This is a genomic window from Agrobacterium sp. Azo12 (genome assembly GCF_029193765.2).
Classification (GTDB): Bacteria; Pseudomonadota; Alphaproteobacteria; order Rhizobiales; family Rhizobiaceae; genus Agrobacterium.
On record NZ_JARFYO020000001.1, the window covers coordinates 3,107,358 to 3,123,390 of the forward strand.

The 16,033-nt window shown below is 55.6% G+C and carries 15 protein-coding genes; 6 read left to right on the forward strand and 9 right to left on the reverse strand.

Going from position 1 to position 16,033, the window contains the following annotated elements:
* Positions 1–26: 26 nt before the first annotated feature.
* On the reverse strand, positions 27–671 hold the full coding sequence (gene chpT / locus PYL13_RS14800) for a histidine phosphotransferase ChpT (protein ID WP_275641832.1): 645 nt from the start codon (positions 669–671) through the stop codon (positions 27–29).
* 158 nt (positions 672–829) lie between these two features.
* On the opposite strand from chpT, the gene PYL13_RS14805 reads away from it, so the two are divergent.
* Positions 830–1,423 (forward strand): DUF1134 domain-containing protein, encoded by a 594-nt coding sequence (locus tag PYL13_RS14805; RefSeq protein WP_192488217.1) that lies wholly within the window; start codon positions 830–832, stop codon positions 1,421–1,423.
* Between the two features lie 214 nt (positions 1,424–1,637).
* A complete protein-coding gene (locus PYL13_RS14810; RefSeq protein ID WP_275641833.1) occupies positions 1,638–2,798 on the forward strand; it encodes a hypothetical protein in 1,161 nt (386 codons plus the stop codon).
* A gap of 12 nt (positions 2,799–2,810) precedes the next feature.
* On the opposite strand, the gene PYL13_RS14815 is transcribed toward PYL13_RS14810, so the two are convergent.
* Both PYL13_RS14815 and PYL13_RS14820 read right to left on the reverse strand, forming a co-directional pair.
* Positions 2,811–3,692: a TrmH family RNA methyltransferase gene (locus PYL13_RS14815; protein ID WP_275641834.1), complete on the reverse strand. Its 882-nt coding sequence runs from the start codon at positions 3,690–3,692 to the stop codon at positions 2,811–2,813.
* Complete coding sequence (locus PYL13_RS14820) at positions 3,682–4,074, reverse strand: hypothetical protein (RefSeq protein ID WP_275641835.1); 393 nt, start codon at positions 4,072–4,074, stop codon at positions 3,682–3,684. The genes PYL13_RS14815 and PYL13_RS14820 overlap by 11 nt, the downstream gene beginning before the upstream one ends.
* Positions 4,075–4,111: 37 nt before the next feature.
* Between PYL13_RS14820 and PYL13_RS14825 the strand changes: the two genes are divergently transcribed.
* Together PYL13_RS14825 and rpoH are read left to right on the forward strand one after the other, a co-directional pair.
* Positions 4,112–5,149 carry an RluA family pseudouridine synthase gene (locus tag PYL13_RS14825; protein ID WP_250982123.1) on the forward strand — a complete coding sequence of 346 codons (1,038 nt, stop codon included), beginning with the start codon at positions 4,112–4,114 and terminating at the stop codon, positions 5,147–5,149.
* 203 nt (positions 5,150–5,352) lie between these two features.
* Positions 5,353–6,255 carry an RNA polymerase sigma factor RpoH gene (gene rpoH / locus PYL13_RS14830; RefSeq protein ID WP_192488212.1) on the forward strand — a complete coding sequence of 301 codons (903 nt, stop codon included), beginning with the start codon at positions 5,353–5,355 and terminating at the stop codon, positions 6,253–6,255.
* Positions 6,256–6,353: 98 nt separating this feature from the next.
* Here the strand turns inward: rpoH and PYL13_RS14835 are convergent, their stop codons facing one another.
* Positions 6,354–8,672, reverse strand: coding sequence for a hypothetical protein (locus PYL13_RS14835; RefSeq protein ID WP_275641836.1), 2,319 nt, complete (start codon positions 8,670–8,672; stop codon positions 6,354–6,356).
* 60 nt (positions 8,673–8,732) lie between these two features.
* Positions 8,733–10,031, reverse strand: coding sequence for an adenylosuccinate synthase (locus PYL13_RS14840; protein WP_192488210.1), 1,299 nt, complete (start codon positions 10,029–10,031; stop codon positions 8,733–8,735).
* Between the two features lie 237 nt (positions 10,032–10,268).
* On the opposite strand from PYL13_RS14840, the gene PYL13_RS14845 reads away from it, so the two are divergent.
* Positions 10,269–11,156, forward strand: a complete 888-nt coding sequence (locus tag PYL13_RS14845; RefSeq protein ID WP_275641837.1) for a DMT family transporter — start codon at positions 10,269–10,271, stop codon at positions 11,154–11,156.
* 42 nt (positions 11,157–11,198) lie between these two features.
* On the opposite strand, the gene PYL13_RS14850 is transcribed toward PYL13_RS14845, so the two are convergent.
* Entirely contained in the window at positions 11,199–11,744 is a 546-nt protein-coding gene (locus PYL13_RS14850; protein ID WP_275641838.1) for a transglutaminase-like cysteine peptidase, read from the reverse strand.
* Between the two features lie 552 nt (positions 11,745–12,296).
* On the opposite strand from PYL13_RS14850, the gene PYL13_RS14855 reads away from it, so the two are divergent.
* Positions 12,297–12,878, forward strand: coding sequence for a transglycosylase SLT domain-containing protein (locus PYL13_RS14855; protein ID WP_192488207.1), 582 nt, complete (start codon positions 12,297–12,299; stop codon positions 12,876–12,878).
* Between the two features lie 107 nt (positions 12,879–12,985).
* On the opposite strand, the gene PYL13_RS14860 is transcribed toward PYL13_RS14855, so the two are convergent.
* The 3 genes from PYL13_RS14860 to PYL13_RS14870 form a co-directional block, all read right to left on the reverse strand.
* Positions 12,986–13,597 (reverse strand): alpha/beta hydrolase, encoded by a 612-nt coding sequence (locus PYL13_RS14860; protein WP_275641839.1) that lies wholly within the window; start codon positions 13,595–13,597, stop codon positions 12,986–12,988.
* A gap of 126 nt (positions 13,598–13,723) precedes the next feature.
* A complete protein-coding gene (locus PYL13_RS14865; RefSeq protein ID WP_275641840.1) occupies positions 13,724–14,668 on the reverse strand; it encodes a VOC family protein in 945 nt (314 codons plus the stop codon).
* A 234-nt stretch (positions 14,669–14,902) separates the two neighbouring features.
* Complete coding sequence (locus PYL13_RS14870; protein ID WP_275641841.1) at positions 14,903–15,976, reverse strand: siderophore-interacting protein; 1,074 nt, start codon at positions 15,974–15,976, stop codon at positions 14,903–14,905.
* Positions 15,977–16,033 lie beyond the last annotated feature (57 nt).

Genomic DNA, 16,033 nt, shown 5'->3' on the forward strand with positions numbered 1-16,033 from the left:
TTGTTTAAGAATAGCCGGGGACCTGATCAGGCCTTGAGTGTCGCCACGAACACGATCTTGTCTTCGTGCACCGTATAATCCAGTTCCATGTCAGCTTCCTGTGCCAACAGCAGCGTGTAATAGGGCTGCACGGAATGGGCGTCGATTGCCTCTTCAAGAGCGCCTTTGCAAAGTTCGGCGAACTTCGCCGGAACGCGCAGCATGCGGCCCTTAACGGTGATTTCAAAACGGGCATCGGTTTCTGGATTTTCCAAGACAACGTCGAGATTGCCACCGCGTGGAATAGCGCCGTAAGCGACCAGGAAAAGGTTCAGAAGCAACTTCACCCGGTTCTTGGCGACGATAGCGCGCGGCCCGGTCCAGCTAACCTCAACCTTCTTGTCGGCGCTGGCAAAATCCTTTGCCGCTTTTTCACCCTCACCCGTGTCGATGGACGCACCGGCCGAACCGGAAGCACCAAAGGCCAGACGGGCAAATTTCAGTCGCACAGAAGCGTTCAACGCGGATGTACGGATCAGATCCATTGCATCTTCGTCCGCGCCACCTTCATCAAGAAGTTCAAGGCCGTTGTTAATCGCGCCCACGGGCGAAATGACGTCGTGGCATACACGACTGCAAAGCAACGCCGCAAGATCGGCTCCCGAGAGTGTCAGGTTCGGGTTAATGGTCATAAATATCTCCTGCGCCGTCGGCTCTTCGGTCATGCGTTATTTCAAGAATAACCTGCCGTCATAATGACACCATATTTGGTAAACCGATTATTAAGACCATGCTTCCAAAATGGTCAGATGTCATGATACGGCAAGTAAAACGAAACAGACGGACGGAAATGACGATGAGCCTCCACCAAATTCGCACTTTTGCGCACCTGGGACTGATCAGGATTTTCATGGTCGTTGCAGGAATGATTCTGCCGGCACAGGCCATGGCGCAAAGCAGCGACCAATACACGATGCAAGAAATCGTGGATGCAGGACACGGCTTTTTTGGCTCCACCACCGGTGGCCTTGCAAAGGTCGTTGAACAGGCATTCCAGCGTTACGGCCTGCCAAACGGTTATATTCTGGGCCAGGAAGGCTCAGGCGCATTTGTCGCGGGCCTCACCTATGGCGAAGGTCAGCTCTACACAAAGAACGCAGGTCAGCACCCAGTTTTCTGGCAAGGCCCATCGCTCGGCCTTGATTACGGTGGCCAAGGCACGCGCACCATGATGCTGGTTTATAACCTTGCATCCGTGGATGGTCTTTACCGCCGCTTTGGCGGTGTCAGTGGCTCCGCATTCGTTATTGCAGGTGTCGGCATGACCGTTTTGAAGAACAACGACGTAACCATTGCACCGATTCGCACCGGCATCGGCGCACGTCTCGGCATCAATGTCGGCTATCTCAAGCTGACGCAGCAGCCAACTTGGAACCCTTTCTGACATTTTTTTCAGTTGATGATCGGCTGACTGTAAAAGTCAGCGTCAGTTCGCCATCCCTTAACGCAGGTATGGAACGGCCAGCGCAAGCTCCGCGTGTGACACATGCGGCAGCTTTTTGCGTCGGTGGTGGCGACAAAAGTCAGAACGGTATAGCGTGTCTTAGTTTGGAGATCCCGGCGTGATCGAGTTTGCGATTTTATTTGGATTGGGTTTTTTGAGTGCCGCTCTTGTTGCAGCCCTCATAGCGCCCGCCATTCATCGTCGGATCGTCGCCTATACCGAAAAGCGCCTGCGCGCCACCATGCCCATCAGCCCCCAGGAAGTGCGTGCACAGAAGGACATGGCGCGTGCGCTGTATGCCGCCGAAAATGCGAGAACCCGCCAGGAGCTTGAAAATGAGCGCGCCAAGTCGGTCCAGATTTCCGTGCGCAGCAACAGCCTGGCGGATGATGCCAGCAAAATCCTGACCGAGAACCGCGAGCTTCGCCAGCATCTCGAAGAAATGTCTGTCGAGACCGGAGACCTGCGCTCCAGATTGCGCAAGCAGGAAGACGCCGCTGAAAAACTGAAAAGCACCTTGCGTCATGCAGAAGAAAGCAATCAGCTGAAGGCCGCAGAACTGGCTGACCTGATGAAGCGCGCCAGCCGTATCACTAGCGAGTTGGATGAGTTGAAAATCAACCTGTCTGCCCGTGAACTCGAGGTGGAACAGGCGCGTCAGCGCAATGATTCTTGGCGCAAGGAAAAAGATGCCATTACCCGCGATCTGAACAGCTCGACCGACAAAAGCCGCGACATGGCAAATCAGATCACCCGCGACAGCCGCAAGATCCACCGACTGGAAGAACAGCTGGCGCAAGAAGCTGCTCGCAATGCCGACAATGAAAATCTGATTGAGCGCCGCAACCAGGAAATCGCACGCCTTAAAGAGCGGTTAGCAACATCCGGTCCACAGTCCGGCGAAATGGTCATTCGCTTGCCCAACCCGGCCGTGGCCAACAAAAGTGCTGCTTCCACCCTACCAGAGGTGCCTGTCGTGGCAGCAAAACCGCCCATCATCGATATCGCCGCCAGCGCCGCAACATCGGCCACAGCAGCTGACAAAGCTGATCTAAACAGCGAAATCGAAGAAATCCGCAATCAGGGAACGGCGCTCACCGAGCGTCTCATCAACATCAAGAATACCAACAATGATGAAGCGATCCGTCAGGAGATTGCCATCATTGCCGCGAGGATGATTGCCCTGACTGCCCGCCTTGAAGGCGACAACTCACCAATTCCGGAAATTCTGGCGCGTGACATCGCCAATCCGGATGCAACGCGCCAGAGCCTTGCGCAACGCGCAAACGAGCTTCTGTCGCAGAAACCAAACTAATCGAGATACCGATTACAAGCGGCCGAGTGCCGCTGCCATTTGGTAAAGCGCAAGACCGGATGACGTACCGGCATTCAGGCTGTCCAACCGCGCCGATTGCGAGATACGCGCCGTTCGAAAACGCGACAGCACCTCCGGTGGCAAACCGTCGCCTTCTGTTCCGATAACCAACGCCATACGCTCGGAAACAGGAATATTGCGAATTTCCGTTTCGCCGGCAGGAGACAACGCCCAGATGGTAAAACCTTCTGCCGCCAATTTTTCCAGCAGCGACACCGCATTGCCTTCACGGATGTAGGGCACCGCAAGCACAGAACCGACAGAGACGCGCAGTGCCTTGCGATACAGCGGATCGCAGCATGTCTCGTCCAGCAGAATCGCATCGGCATAGAAAGCCGCTGCATTGCGGAACATGCCACCGATATTATCGTGGTTCGAAACGCCACAGCCAACCACCACCAGCGATGATTTTGGCAGCCTGGCAATCAGACTATCCAGCCCTTGCCCAGTCGCGTCGCCGTCAGCCTGAGGAGCAGCCAAACGTCGACCAAGCGCCAGAATACCGCGATGCAGGTGAAAACCGGCAATCGCATCCAGAACTGCAGCATCAGCAACATAGAGCGGAACAGAGGCCGGAAACTCCTCCAGAATGCTGGCAACACCCTCCAGCCGGTTCTTCAGCACGAGTATGCATTCAGCCTCGAATGCACCGCCCTCGCGGTGGGCGGCTGCCAGCATGCGCAACACCACGGTGCCCTCGGCAATAAAACGCCCCTGCCGTCCGGTCAGATCGCGTTCCCTGATGTTGCAGAACGCTTCGATACGCGGATCATCGGCAGAGGTTATCTCGATGACAGCACGGCCGGTCGGGGCCGTTGTTGCCTCATTGTGCATCGATTGTCACATCGGCCACGAAGCGGCCCGTTGCGATATCAAACACCATTGCCTTGCGTGTGCCATTGGCAAGCCTGCCGGTAAACAGCAACTGACCCGCAGCAAGCGAGGTATTTTCAATGACAAAGCCCTGTGGCAGGCTTGCGGTGGCAGAAACAGGTCCATCAGATGGCACTGCACCATTGACCGCAGCAACCGGAGCCTGCGTTTGCGCCTTGGATGGCCCCATAGCCTTGTAGACAACGGCTCCGAACACCGCCATAAGGCTGATGAACATCACGGACCCTGAAACGATCTGCAAGCGTATCATCTTGCGACGAACGCTTTCCATGGCCGGGTCGAGCGGCTTGTCTTCCTGTTCTTCTGGCTCGATCTGCGTCATCTGAGGTCCTGTCATTACTATTTGATCGGAAAGTTGAATGAACGACCCCTTTAAACAAGGCGCAGACGCAAGAAAAGTCCTGATTGCCGAAGAAGATGCCGAAGGTCGTCTGGATTCGTGGCTGACGACGGCTGTTGAGGGCGATTTTTCACGCAACCGCCTCAAATCTCTCATCGAGCAGGGAGCTGTCACCGTCAATGGTGTCGCCATCACTGAGCCAAAAAAGAAAATCCGCCCCGGCGACCGGGTGGAGATCAACATGCCGGAACCGGAAGATCCTGAACCGCAGGGCGAGGACATCCCGCTTGATGTTCTCTACGAAGACGAAGATTTGATCGTGCTTGTCAAACCGGCCGGTCTTGTCGTTCATCCCGGCGCTGGCAACTGGACGGGCACACTGGTCAACGCGTTGATCCATCACTGCGGTGATAGCCTTTCCGGTATCGGTGGCGTCAAACGCCCCGGCATCGTGCACCGCCTGGATAAAGAGACCAGCGGCGTTATGGTGGTTGCCAAAAACGACAATGCCCATCGCCATCTTGCTGCGCAGTTTGCCGACCATGGCCGCACAGGCCCACTGGAACGCGCCTACAAGGCAATCGTCTGGGGCCGCCCGAAACAGCTTCGTGGCACCATCGATGCGGCGCTCGGCCGTTCGGGAAATGACCGCACAAAGCGCACCGTGAAGCGCGAGGAAGCGGAAGACGCACGCGAAGCCATTACGCATTACGAAGTCATGGAACGCTACCGAGAGAAGCCGGACGCTTCGTGCCTTGCATCGATGGTCGAGTGCCATCTGGAAACTGGCCGTACGCACCAGATCCGCGTACATATGGCACATATCGGCAATCCATTACTTGGCGACCCCGAATACGGTGCAGCCTTCCGCACAAAGGCAAACCTGCTGGATGACGAAGCAAAAGCCGTAGTCAACCGCTTTCCCCGCCAGGCCCTGCATGCTTTCCTTTTGTGCTTTGAACATCCGCGCACCGGTGAGGTGATGGAGTTTGAAACCGACATGCCTGACGACATGGAGGAATTGGTGCAAGCGCTGCGAAATGACAAAGAGGCGTGAATTCAAGAAAGGGACCGTTACCGGTCCTTTTTTATCAAAAAAGCAAACCGTAACGGCTTCGTGATGCAACCGTATTCTTGAAACACCGTTCACTCCTACATATCTGTAACGGGAAATTGTGCGTGATACATTGTATGCGCACGAGGCGGCCTGCCTGAAAAGCAATGATTAGGGGGCCGTAGTTCAAGGATAGGGGGTGCTTTATGGCCCGCAATAGTTTGCCTTCAATTACCGCCGGCGAAGCCGGTCTTAATCGTTATCTCGACGAAATTCGTAAGTTTCCTATGCTGGAGCCGCAGGAAGAGTACATGCTCGGCAAACGTTATGCCGAACATGGAGACCGCGATGCTGCGCATAAGCTCGTCACCAGCCATTTGCGACTGGTAGCCAAAATTGCCATGGGTTATCGCGGCTACGGCCTGCCGATCGGTGAAGTGGTGTCCGAGGGTAATGTCGGCCTGATGCAGGCCGTCAAGAAGTTTGACCCGGAGCGTGGTTTCCGACTGGCGACTTATGCCATGTGGTGGATCAAGGCCTCGATCCAGGAATATATCCTGCGGTCCTGGTCGCTCGTCAAAATGGGCACCACCGCCAACCAGAAGCGCCTGTTCTTCAATCTGCGCCGCCTCAAGGGCCGTATTCAGGCAATCGATGATGGTGACCTGAAGCCCGAACACGTCGCTGAAATTGCCAGAAAGCTGAAGGTTTCCGAAGAGGAAGTTGTATCGATGAACCGCCGCCTGCATGGCGATGCTTCGTTGAATGCACCAATCAAGGCAGCGGAAGGCGAATCCGGCCAATGGCAGGATTGGCTGGTCGATGACCACGACAGCCAGGAGCAGGTGCTGATTGAGCAGGACGAGCTCGAAACACGCCGCCACATGTTGGCGCGTGCCATGAGCGTTCTGAACGATCGTGAACGCCGCATCTTTGAAGCGCGCCGCCTCGCAGAAGATCCGATCACTTTGGAAGAACTTTCCGAGGAGTTCGATATCAGCCGCGAGCGCGTACGCCAGATTGAAGTCCGTGCCTTTGAAAAGGTACAGGAAGCGGTGCAGAAACAAGCTCTGGAAGCAGCCAAGGCTCTTCGAGTGGTGGACGCCTGATTAAGTTCGCTCCTCCCAAGCGACCTCGGCTGTAAAAGCCAAAAGAAAAGCCCCCGAACACTGTTCGGGGGCTTTTTTAATGGTTGCGCGTTGAAACCTTACTGGCCAGCGGCGGGTGCGGTTGATGCCCAGTCCTTGAGCGCAGCATCAAAAGCAGCACGACCCTGAGGACCCTTCTGCATAGTTAGCAATGCACGACGGCCGTTGCGATAGGACACTGGAATATCGATCCAGTCACGGGTGGCAAGCAACTCCAGATTGGTCTTCATTGCATCTGGGAAGTCATTGAGGGCGATCATATGGAAATCGTCCGTGATCTTCGCTGGAACAGCAATCAAAGCGTTACCGCGGTCCTGTTCAGTCTGCTTCATGGCAATACGCTGAACGCTGTCGATCGCGCCGCCTTCAAACCCAGGCGTAACAGAGAACACGATTTCCACCAGATGGCTGGCAGGCAGCGACGAGTCCAGATTGCGCTTGAAGGTAATCAGAGCACTCAAACCGCGTGCAGGAATGCTCATCTGACCCTGAACGGTCGCAAGCTGCTTGCCGTCTTCACCCTGCTCATGCTGCAGGGTCCAGGCCACGCTGCCTTCGATTGCAGTCGGAACCGTTTGGCCAAGCACCTCTTCATAGAGGAACATGCGTTCTGCCCCGGCTGCAAGTGGCGCACCCACGCCAGGTGTCGCAGCAGCGCCCTGAGTGGCTGGCGGTGTTGTAGTGGCAGCATCTGGTGTCTGCGCAGGAGCAGCTTCATTCTGCTCGTACACAGATTGACCTTCAGCAGTCACCGGCTGGCCGTTGGCGCCAGGTGCCGGACCTTCGTCCCGCTCGGTGCCGTCAGGAAGCAGACGCTGGGTAAACTTGCTACCCTGCACCGAACCGTCATCCGTCTGCGGCGTGGCAGGCGGTGTCTGTTCCGTCGTTGCAGGTGGTGTCGTCGTTGTTTCGCCTGCACCGTTCTGGGTTGGCTGCTCTGTCGTGGCGGGTGTTTCTGGCTGCGCAGACTGCGTTAATCCGCTGACCATGTCATTCATGGCATCGCGGTTGAGCCACAGCGCGTAACCACCACCGGCCAGAAGCAGAACACCCAGCAGAGCAAGCACATAGCTTGCATAATTGCGGCGCGGCTTTTTCTTGACCATGTAGGACGCAGGCGGAACACCATCGGCAGAAATGCCAGAGGCCCCAGCCTCGTAGGAACCGACCTTGCCGGCAACCTTGGCATCGGTGCCAATGCCGTCATAACCGATCAGTTCTTCCAGATCGTCCCAAGGAGTGCGTTCCTTGTTGGCGGCTTCCTTTGTGGTGTCAGCAGGTGCCTGCTTGAAGTCCAGTGGCACTTCCTGCAAGGACGGCTTGCCGGTTCCAGCCGCCGCAGCAACTGCAGCGCTGGAAGCCTGCCCAGCGGTCGGCAGATCAACAGTCGCGTCTTCAAAATAGGAGGAGAAATCCTCATCCTGTGCCGAATGTTTGCGCGGCTGCTCGACAGCAGGCGTCGCAAACACGTCGTCACGGTAATCAGCACGGGCGGCGAAAGGATCGGATTCGTCTTCGAAACTGTGACGGTTATCCGGTTCAACCACGCCATAGGCTGGAGCGGCAACGACTTCCGGCTCAGGCTCTACCTCTGCCTCATTCTCGACAGCGGGAGCAACGTACACCGGCTCAACCACTTCCGGATAGGAACGTGGCGCCTGCAGAACAGGCTCTTCCGCTTCTACACGCACGTCATCGGCATACACGGCATCATCGGCAGGCTTGCGCCATTCGTCTTCCGCAGCAGGAGCATCATCATCGACCCAATGCGGCTCTTGCGCATGGACGACGGGCTCATGGTAAGCGGTTTCTTGTTCTGGTGCCGGTTCGTCTTCTACGGGCTCCTCATAACGAGGCTCATCGACGTAGACAGGTTCAACAGTCTGCGGTTTGAAGTAGGTAACTTCAGGCGCGGGCTCGTAAGCCTGTTCGTAAACAGGCTCAACCGGCTCTGGCTCTTGTTCGGTCTCGGGTTCATAGGCAGGAGCCGCTGCATAGGCAGCAGGCTCTTCCTCCTCAACCTGCGGCTCTTCAACCGCAGGTGCAGGTTCTTCTTCAACCACATCGGCAGGCTCTTGCACGTAGGACTGCTGTCCGGAGGTTGTTTCCTCCGGCGCAGCATAGTCGTCATGCACATAGTCGTCTTCTTCTTCAAGGGGCGGCAAGGCTTCGGCATATTCGCCTTCAACCTCGGCAATCGCCGCATCAAGTTTGACAACCTGACGTCGCAGCAACTCTTCCGGTGGACGTGGGTTCATATTCTCCAGTTGCCGAACAACGGCACTGCGAGCTTTTTCGTAAACCTTCGCCCGGGTTTCGGGAGTGTTGTTCGCCAAGCCATCAACGGCTTTGCGAATGACCGCTACAAAATCTGCCATAAGCACTTTCTCGTCGTCACCGGCGACGTACCGGCCCGATATGGTTTATTATTTGTGACATTAATCCTCAAAAGGATCAGTCACAAGTATCGTATCGTCACGCTCAGGGCTGGTGGAAAGAAGCGCAACTGGCGCACCGATCAGTTCTTCGACCTGACGAACGTATTTAATCGCCTGAGCAGGCAAATCCGCCCATTTTCGGGCACCGACGGTCGATTCTTTCCAGCCTTCCAGCGTGATGTAGATTGGTTCGACGCGAGCTTGCGCTCCCTGGCTTGCCGGAAGGTGATCAATTTCCTTGCCGTCGAGCTTGTAGCCGATGCAAATCTTCAGCTCATCAAGGCCATCAAGAACATCGAGCTTGGTCAGCGCGATGCCGGTAATGCCGTTAGTCGCCACCGACTGACGAACCAGTGCAGCGTCAAACCAGCCGCAACGGCGCTTGCGTCCGGTAACGGTGCCGAACTCATGTCCCTTTTCACCCAGGAACTGACCGATTTCATCGTTCAGCTCGGTCGGGAATGGACCTTCACCAACGCGGGTGGTGTAGGCCTTGGTGATACCAAGAATGTAACCGAGCGCGCCGGGGCCCATGCCCGAACCAGCAGCAGCCTGACCGGCAACCGTGTTGGACGAGGTCACGAACGGATATGTGCCGTGGTCGATATCGAGCAGCGAACCCTGCGCGCCTTCAAACAGGATGCGTGCGCCAGCGCGACGCTTCTTGTCGAGCAGAAGCCATACGGTTTCACGGAACGGCAGGATCTTGTCGGCGATCGATGTCAGTTCTTCCATGATTGTTTCATGGCTGACTTCAGCCACACCAAAACCGCGACGCAGCGCATTATGGTGGTTGAGGATACGGTCAACCTTGGCAGCCAGTGCCTCGGTGTCTTCCAGATCCATCACGCGGATAGCGCGACGACCGACCTTGTCTTCATAGGCAGGGCCGATACCACGACGCGTGGTGCCGATTTTTGTGCCGCTGTTGGAGGCCGCGTCTTCGCGCATGCCGTCCAGTTCGCGGTGCAGAGACAGGATAAGTGTGGCGTTGTCGGCGATACGCAGATTATCCGGCGTAACCGTAACACCCTGTGCAGCGAGACGGCCCATTTCAGCAATCAGCGCATGTGGGTCGACCACAACGCCATTACCGATCACGGCCAATTTGCCAGGACGCACGACACCCGAAGGCAGAAGAGACAGCTTGTAGCTGACGCCATCAATGACAAGTGTATGACCGGCATTATGCCCACCCTGGTAACGAACGACAACGTCCGCACGCTCGGAGAGCCAATCAACAATCTTACCCTTGCCTTCGTCGCCCCACTGAGAGCCGACCACTACGACATTCGTCATTATCTTGCTTTCCTGCTTATGGCGCGTGTCTGCGCCCTAACCCAAACCCGCGAATGTATACTGCGTTGTTTTAAGGAAAGCGACCCTGTTTATGCTAGCGTTTTTTGCTTTTTGCATGACAAAATCCGTGACAAAGCACGCTTTGCGGCTTTATCTCGGCACCGAGGCGGCAAAAACGTTGTCGACGACCGACGATTCCCGCCCTGCGCCTGCATACAACCACCGAAAGAATCCCCCGTGCCTTCAAGAGCCTACCTCGCCCTGATCATCGCCACACTGTGCTGGGGCGGCAATGCTGTCGCCGGAAAACTGGCTCTCGGCCACGTCAGTCCCATGGTGCTGACATATCTGCGCTGGGTATTTGCGGTTGCTTTCATCTTTGCCATTTCCGTGCCGCAACTGGTCCGTGACTGGCCGGTGGTCAAAAAGAACCTGCCCTATTTCTTCGGGTTGGGCGTCATCGGTTACACCAGCTTCAACGCCTTTCTCTACACCGCGTTGCAATACACCTCCGCCATCAATGCCGCCGTTATTCAGGCTGGTATTCCCATGGTGATTTTTGCGCTGAACTTCGCGCTGTTTGGAACACGTGTGATGAGTGGCCAGATCATTGGGTTCTTCATGACGATTGCCGGTGTTGCCCTGTTGGCCTCGCATGGCGATCCATGGTCGTTACTCGCGCTGGACTTGAATGCCGGGGATGCCATCATGCTGCTGGCGGTGCTGGTATATGCCGTCTACACCATCATGTTGCGCTGGAAACCACTGGTAAACTGGCGCACCTTGATGGCCATACCGGCGCTTGGCGCACTCATCTCATCTTTCCCGCTGATGGGATGGGAGGTCATGCAACAGACAGCCGTCTGGCCGGATCAGAAGGGTTGGATAATCACGCTTTATACGGCGATTTTTGCGTCGCTTCTGGCACAGATTCTCTACATCAGAGGCGTCGAAAGCATTGGCCCAAACCGGGCCGGACTGTTTATCAATCTCGTACCGGTGTTCGGCACGTTGCTCTCCGTCATCATTATTGGAGAGACATTGCACACCTACCAGATCATGGCTCTGCTTTTGACGCTGGGTGGCATTGCGGTGGCAGAACGAAAAAAGCTGCCATTCCCTTGAAAGGGAGCCGGCAGCCAAGTCAGTCATGAATAGTGTGAACGCTTAGAGCGTAATTTCGCTGGCAGCTGGGCTGGCGTTGCGCGAACCGTTGCCGAGTACAACGCCGCCCTTTGCCGTTTCGACAATCAGAACCTTTTGCAGCGAGCCATCATCACCCAGCGCGTAACCGATACGCAACGCATGTGATGGCCAACCACGATGGATCAATTCCTGGCGCTTGATGGTGGCACAGTCACCGCAATTGTCGGCTTGCATAAAGGCCGGCACCGAATTGTTGCTGTCGAAAGAGCCGAAAAAGTCATCCAGCGCCTGCATTGGCTCATTGACCGCCTTGTTGACGCGCAACAGGTCCTTGCGACGGGCCTCAGTCAGCGAAATGGCGGCGCGCGGTGCGCACTGACCGGCAACCAGCAGGCAATCGCCGAAACGCAGACCCTTGCTGGCTGATGCCTCAACGGCCATTGCCTGCGCCTTTTCAGCCGAGGCAAAACCACGTGCGAAACCAGCAGGCCCGGCCGCATCGGCTTCGCCACTGACAGATGCTACGAATACACCGCAAATTGCGGCAGCTATGATCTTCTTCAACATTTCATACCCCGTTTCGGTATCAGCCAGCTTGCCCGCCGGTCTTGAATATCGTTTCTGGAGTTTGCTTCGGTATCTGCCGCCACAGGGCAACAGATCCCTTCTCCAGTGACACCCAACTTACAGGGCAGTCTTTTCGGGGCATTTAAATCGATAGCTACAATTTTATCGGAATTTGTTTTTATTGCCATCTAACGCGATTTTTTGAAATCACGGCCTGGGACGGCACCAGCCCCCTCTCTCTTTCGGCAGCTGTCCATTAACATTTGCAACACGCGACGAGACGCTTTTGTTAATAAACGACCCCGTTGTTGCTGTCGGCTTTCGGCATCCAGGGAGCCTGTTTTCCCTATAAAAAACGAATGTGCTGCCAAGCTGAAAAATGGCCAAAATCCGGCATTTTCCGGACGCAAAACAAGCTTGAATCCATGCCCGTTTCACACATGTTTTCATAAGGTTAAACAGGCAGTGGACAAGCGGTCCAGCGTTAACCTTATCTAAAAACCTAACGTTAGTATTTACCAATTAGTAATCAGCAAAACGTGAGGTTTTGCGATGCGTAAACTATTTGTCGCGCTCTTTTTGACCGCTTTATTGGCAGGCTGTGCGACAGCCCCTACCCAGACGCGCAACATATGCGCCGTGTTTGAACAGCGTGATGGCCTGTTTAACAACTGGCGTCGTGATGCGCAGGCGGCAGAACGCACCTGGGGTGTGCCTGTACCTGTGCTGATGGCAACCATCTACACAGAATCCAGTTTCCGTCAGTATGCGCGCCCGGCACGCACCAAGCTGTTTGGTTTCATACCGTGGAAGCGTCGTTCCACTGCCTATGGTTATGCCCAGGCACTGGATGGCACATGGAAAGAATATCAGCGTGACACCGGCCGCTGGAGTGCAAGCCGCACCGATTTCACCGACGCGATCCATTTCGTTGGCTGGTATCATAATAAGAGCAACAAGCGGAACGGCATCGCCTTGCGCGACACCTATAACCTCTATCTGGCCTATTATTCCGGCCACGGCGGTTATGCGCAGGGTGTCTGGAAAAGCAAACCTGCAATCCGCGAAGCCGCACGCCGTTCCGCCAACATTGCCGATAACTATGCACGGCAACTGCGAAACTGCGGCTACTGAAGCAATTTCCAGCGAAAACGAGAGACGGCTCCGATCCCGGAATTGCGTGAAAAGAAAAGATGGAGCGCTTCCGGCGATGTGATGTCTGCCAGAAGCGCTCTTAAAAATTATGCGTAAGGCGCTATGAATTCGCGCACGGCATCAACTTCACCCGAGCGGATTTCATGGCCGCCCGGATGCCAGACCAGCGACACATCTGCTCCAGTTCCGGTGAAATGCTCGGCAAGCGCCTTCGTCAACGGTACTGGGCTGATGGGATCGCGTTCACCAGCAGTGATCAGGATACGTGGCGTCTTGGTGGATGGCTTGACGACCGGCTGGAACGGGATGAGCGGGTGCATCAGGACCGCCGCATCAAACAGGTCCGGAAATTCGATCAACACATTGGCGAGGATATTGGCACCATTGGAAAAACCGAGTCCGATAACCTTTCCCGCCTGATAATAATCGCGGTGCGCCTCAACAAAGCCGGCCATATTTTTCGTGGCACGTTCAAGATCATCCAGATCATAAACGCCTTCCGCCTTGCGACGGAAAAACCGCGCAGCACCATGTTCGGAGACATCGCCAAGCGGCGAAACGACGGTGGCCTGCGGCAACAACCGGCTGCCAAAGTCGAAGAACTGGTTTTCATCCCCACCCGTGCCATGCAGCACGACAAAAAGCGGCTGACCAGCAGCACCGGCCCTGACATTGTGAATGTAGTTATCCTGACCCATGGAAAGGTTCCTTATTTCGCTCGCGTCATGGCAAGATTTGATCTGACCATCCATGCCAATGGGCTGGCCCTCGGGCAAATCCCGAGGGTGACGTCATCGTTTCGGCAATAGTTTCAGTGAAGGCCGTTACGCGGCCTTTTCGTCACCAAGCGGTTCCAGATGCTGTTCCAGAATGCCGCGCATATGCGCATGCTGTTCAGGCAGTTTCAGTGCTTCACCGAGATGCGCCGTATCTTCGTCCCGATCAAAGCCCGGTTCATTGGTGGCAACCTCAAACAGTACGCCGCCCGGTGTGCGGAAATAGATCGCCCAGAAATAGTCTCGGTCGATCACGGGCGTGACCTGATAGCCGGTATCCATCAATGCCTTGCGCACCTCGAGCTGCCTTTCGCGGTTTTCGACCGCAAAAGCGATGTGATGAACGGAACCGGCACCAAGACGTGCACCCGAAATATTGGGCATGGTTTCGATGTCTATGAAGTCGGCACCGTTGCCGCCGGAAATACCAAGGCGCAACACTCCGTCTTGCCGGTCAACTTCCTCATACCCCATAAATTTCAGCAGTTCGCCAGTCGCACCTTCGTCACGAAGACGCAACGACGCGCCCTGAAAACCATGGATCGCATGATCCGCCGTCACACCATTGCCAACCCATTGGGCACGATTATCGTCAGGCACTTCAACCAGCGCAAAACCATCGCCATCAGGACCTGCAAAATGCAGGCGCTTGTTGCCAAAGGCTTCGTCGGTTTTCAGGCCATCTGCACCGGCCTTGGTCAGGCGGTCCTGCCAGTAACCGAGCGATCCCTGCGGAACGGAAAACAGTGTCGTGCCAACCTCGCCTGTCCCCGGCCGGCCGCGTGCAATGTGCGGGAATGGGAAGTAGGTCATGACCGAGCCGGGCGTACCAAGCTCATCGCCATAATAAAGGTGATAGACGTCGGGCGCATCGAAGTTCACAGTCTTCTTGACGCGGCGCAGGCCAAGCGTACCGGTGAAGAATGCATTATTGGTGCGGGCGCTTGCTGCCATCGACGTGACGTGGTGCAGTCCCTTGAGCTGGTTCAGCATGATAAAACCCCTTGTGCCGGATCCCTGAGAAAGGATCGTTGCTGTTGATGGGCTTATAATTAGGCCGATCTGCCGCAAAGCATAGATCGAGCTCTCAGAACGCATTGTTCACAAAATGAGAACGAAAAATCCAACCCGTTCAACAATCCACAAGATCTCAAAACACAAAAGCCGCCAGTTTATGGCGGCTTGAGAGGATTACATGGTAGGTCTGGCGGCTACCGACAATTACGTTCAGTGATCATCGCCTTCGCCCAGCACCCAGTATCCGGCCGTGCGGAAATCGTTCTTCGGCAGTTTTGCCTCATCGCTGAGGAATTTCTTGATCCGTCGAACCTCGCCCTTTTCACAGGCAATGAAAACATGGCGGCTGTCGCTATCCTTGCTCCAGTCGTGCTGACGCAAAGCCTGTTCCAAAAGGCCGGATGTGCCGGCAGCCTTGCCCTTGCGGTAAAGCCAGGTCCACTTCACATCAGCTTCTGACTTGATGTCCTGACGTTCATTTTCGTCAGCCACTTCGGCATAAACGGTAATCTTCTTTCCAGCCGGGAGTTCTTCCACCATGCGCGATATAACCGGCAACGCCGTTTCATCGCCAGCGAACACGCACGCATCCACCTCGACCGGGACGACGCCACCACCGGGACCGATAATACCGACCAGATCACCGGCCTTGGCATTTGCCCCGAAATGCGCACCAGGCATGTGGTCTCCCTCATGCATGACGAAATCCAGTTCGATTTCCTGACGCTCCACATTGCCGTAACGAATGGTGTAAACGCGCCGGATCAACTCGTCATCACCTTCCGGCCAGACGACAGCACCGGTTTGCGACAGGTGAGGCCAAACCGGTGTGCGACCCTGCGGCACTATCAGAATGCGGATATGCAGACCACCGGTCATCAGGCGTTCAATGCCCTCACCAACCGAAATAACCAGACGACGCATGCGGGGTGTGACGTTAAACGCCCTGACCACGCGACCTTCAAACAGATTTGGCAGCTGGTTCAGATCAGCGCCGTGGCCCTGCCAACGAAAACGAAGATCCTTGTCGCCCGAGAACTCCAGCAGATGTTCCGCAAGCATTGCCTTGATCGACATCAGGACATGGGCGTCATAACAATTGACCTCAGCCTGGAAGCGGCCCTTCTCGCCAGCCATCCAGACTTTGCCGTATTCCGTTTCGTAATGGAGAACAGTACCTTCACGGATGACAGGAAAATGCTCGGCAAAGTGCTGCTGAAACTTGTCAACAATCAACTCCGCATTGGCAATTTCAACAGAAGTTTCCGCAAATAACACAGACACAACAAAAATCCTTCGGCCGTAAGTCCACTTATCTCATAGACCAACGAACTGGAACTT

Bases quoted from the DNA above. Each gene is read 5' to 3' on its own strand.
- chpT (WP_275641832.1), bottom strand. From the start codon at position 671: ATGACCATTAACCCGAACCTGACACTCTCGGGAGCCGATCTTGCGGCG.
- PYL13_RS14805 (WP_192488217.1), top strand. From the start codon at position 830: ATGACGATGAGCCTCCACCAAATTCGCACTTTTGCGCACCTGGGACTG.
- PYL13_RS14815 (WP_275641834.1), bottom strand. From the start codon at position 3,692: ATGCACAATGAGGCAACAACGGCCCCGACCGGCCGTGCTGTCATCGAG.
- PYL13_RS14820 (WP_275641835.1), bottom strand. From the start codon at position 4,074: ATGACGCAGATCGAGCCAGAAGAACAGGAAGACAAGCCGCTCGACCCG.
- PYL13_RS14825 (WP_250982123.1), top strand. From the start codon at position 4,112: ATGAACGACCCCTTTAAACAAGGCGCAGACGCAAGAAAAGTCCTGATT.
- rpoH (WP_192488212.1), top strand. From the start codon at position 5,353: ATGGCCCGCAATAGTTTGCCTTCAATTACCGCCGGCGAAGCCGGTCTT.
- PYL13_RS14835 (WP_275641836.1), bottom strand. From the start codon at position 8,672: ATGGCAGATTTTGTAGCGGTCATTCGCAAAGCCGTTGATGGCTTGGCG.
- PYL13_RS14840 (WP_192488210.1), bottom strand. From the start codon at position 10,031: ATGACGAATGTCGTAGTGGTCGGCTCTCAGTGGGGCGACGAAGGCAAG.
- PYL13_RS14850 (WP_275641838.1), bottom strand. From the start codon at position 11,744: ATGTTGAAGAAGATCATAGCTGCCGCAATTTGCGGTGTATTCGTAGCA.
- PYL13_RS14855 (WP_192488207.1), top strand. From the start codon at position 12,297: ATGCGTAAACTATTTGTCGCGCTCTTTTTGACCGCTTTATTGGCAGGC.
- PYL13_RS14860 (WP_275641839.1), bottom strand. From the start codon at position 13,597: ATGGGTCAGGATAACTACATTCACAATGTCAGGGCCGGTGCTGCTGGT.
- PYL13_RS14865 (WP_275641840.1), bottom strand. From the start codon at position 14,668: ATGCTGAACCAGCTCAAGGGACTGCACCACGTCACGTCGATGGCAGCA.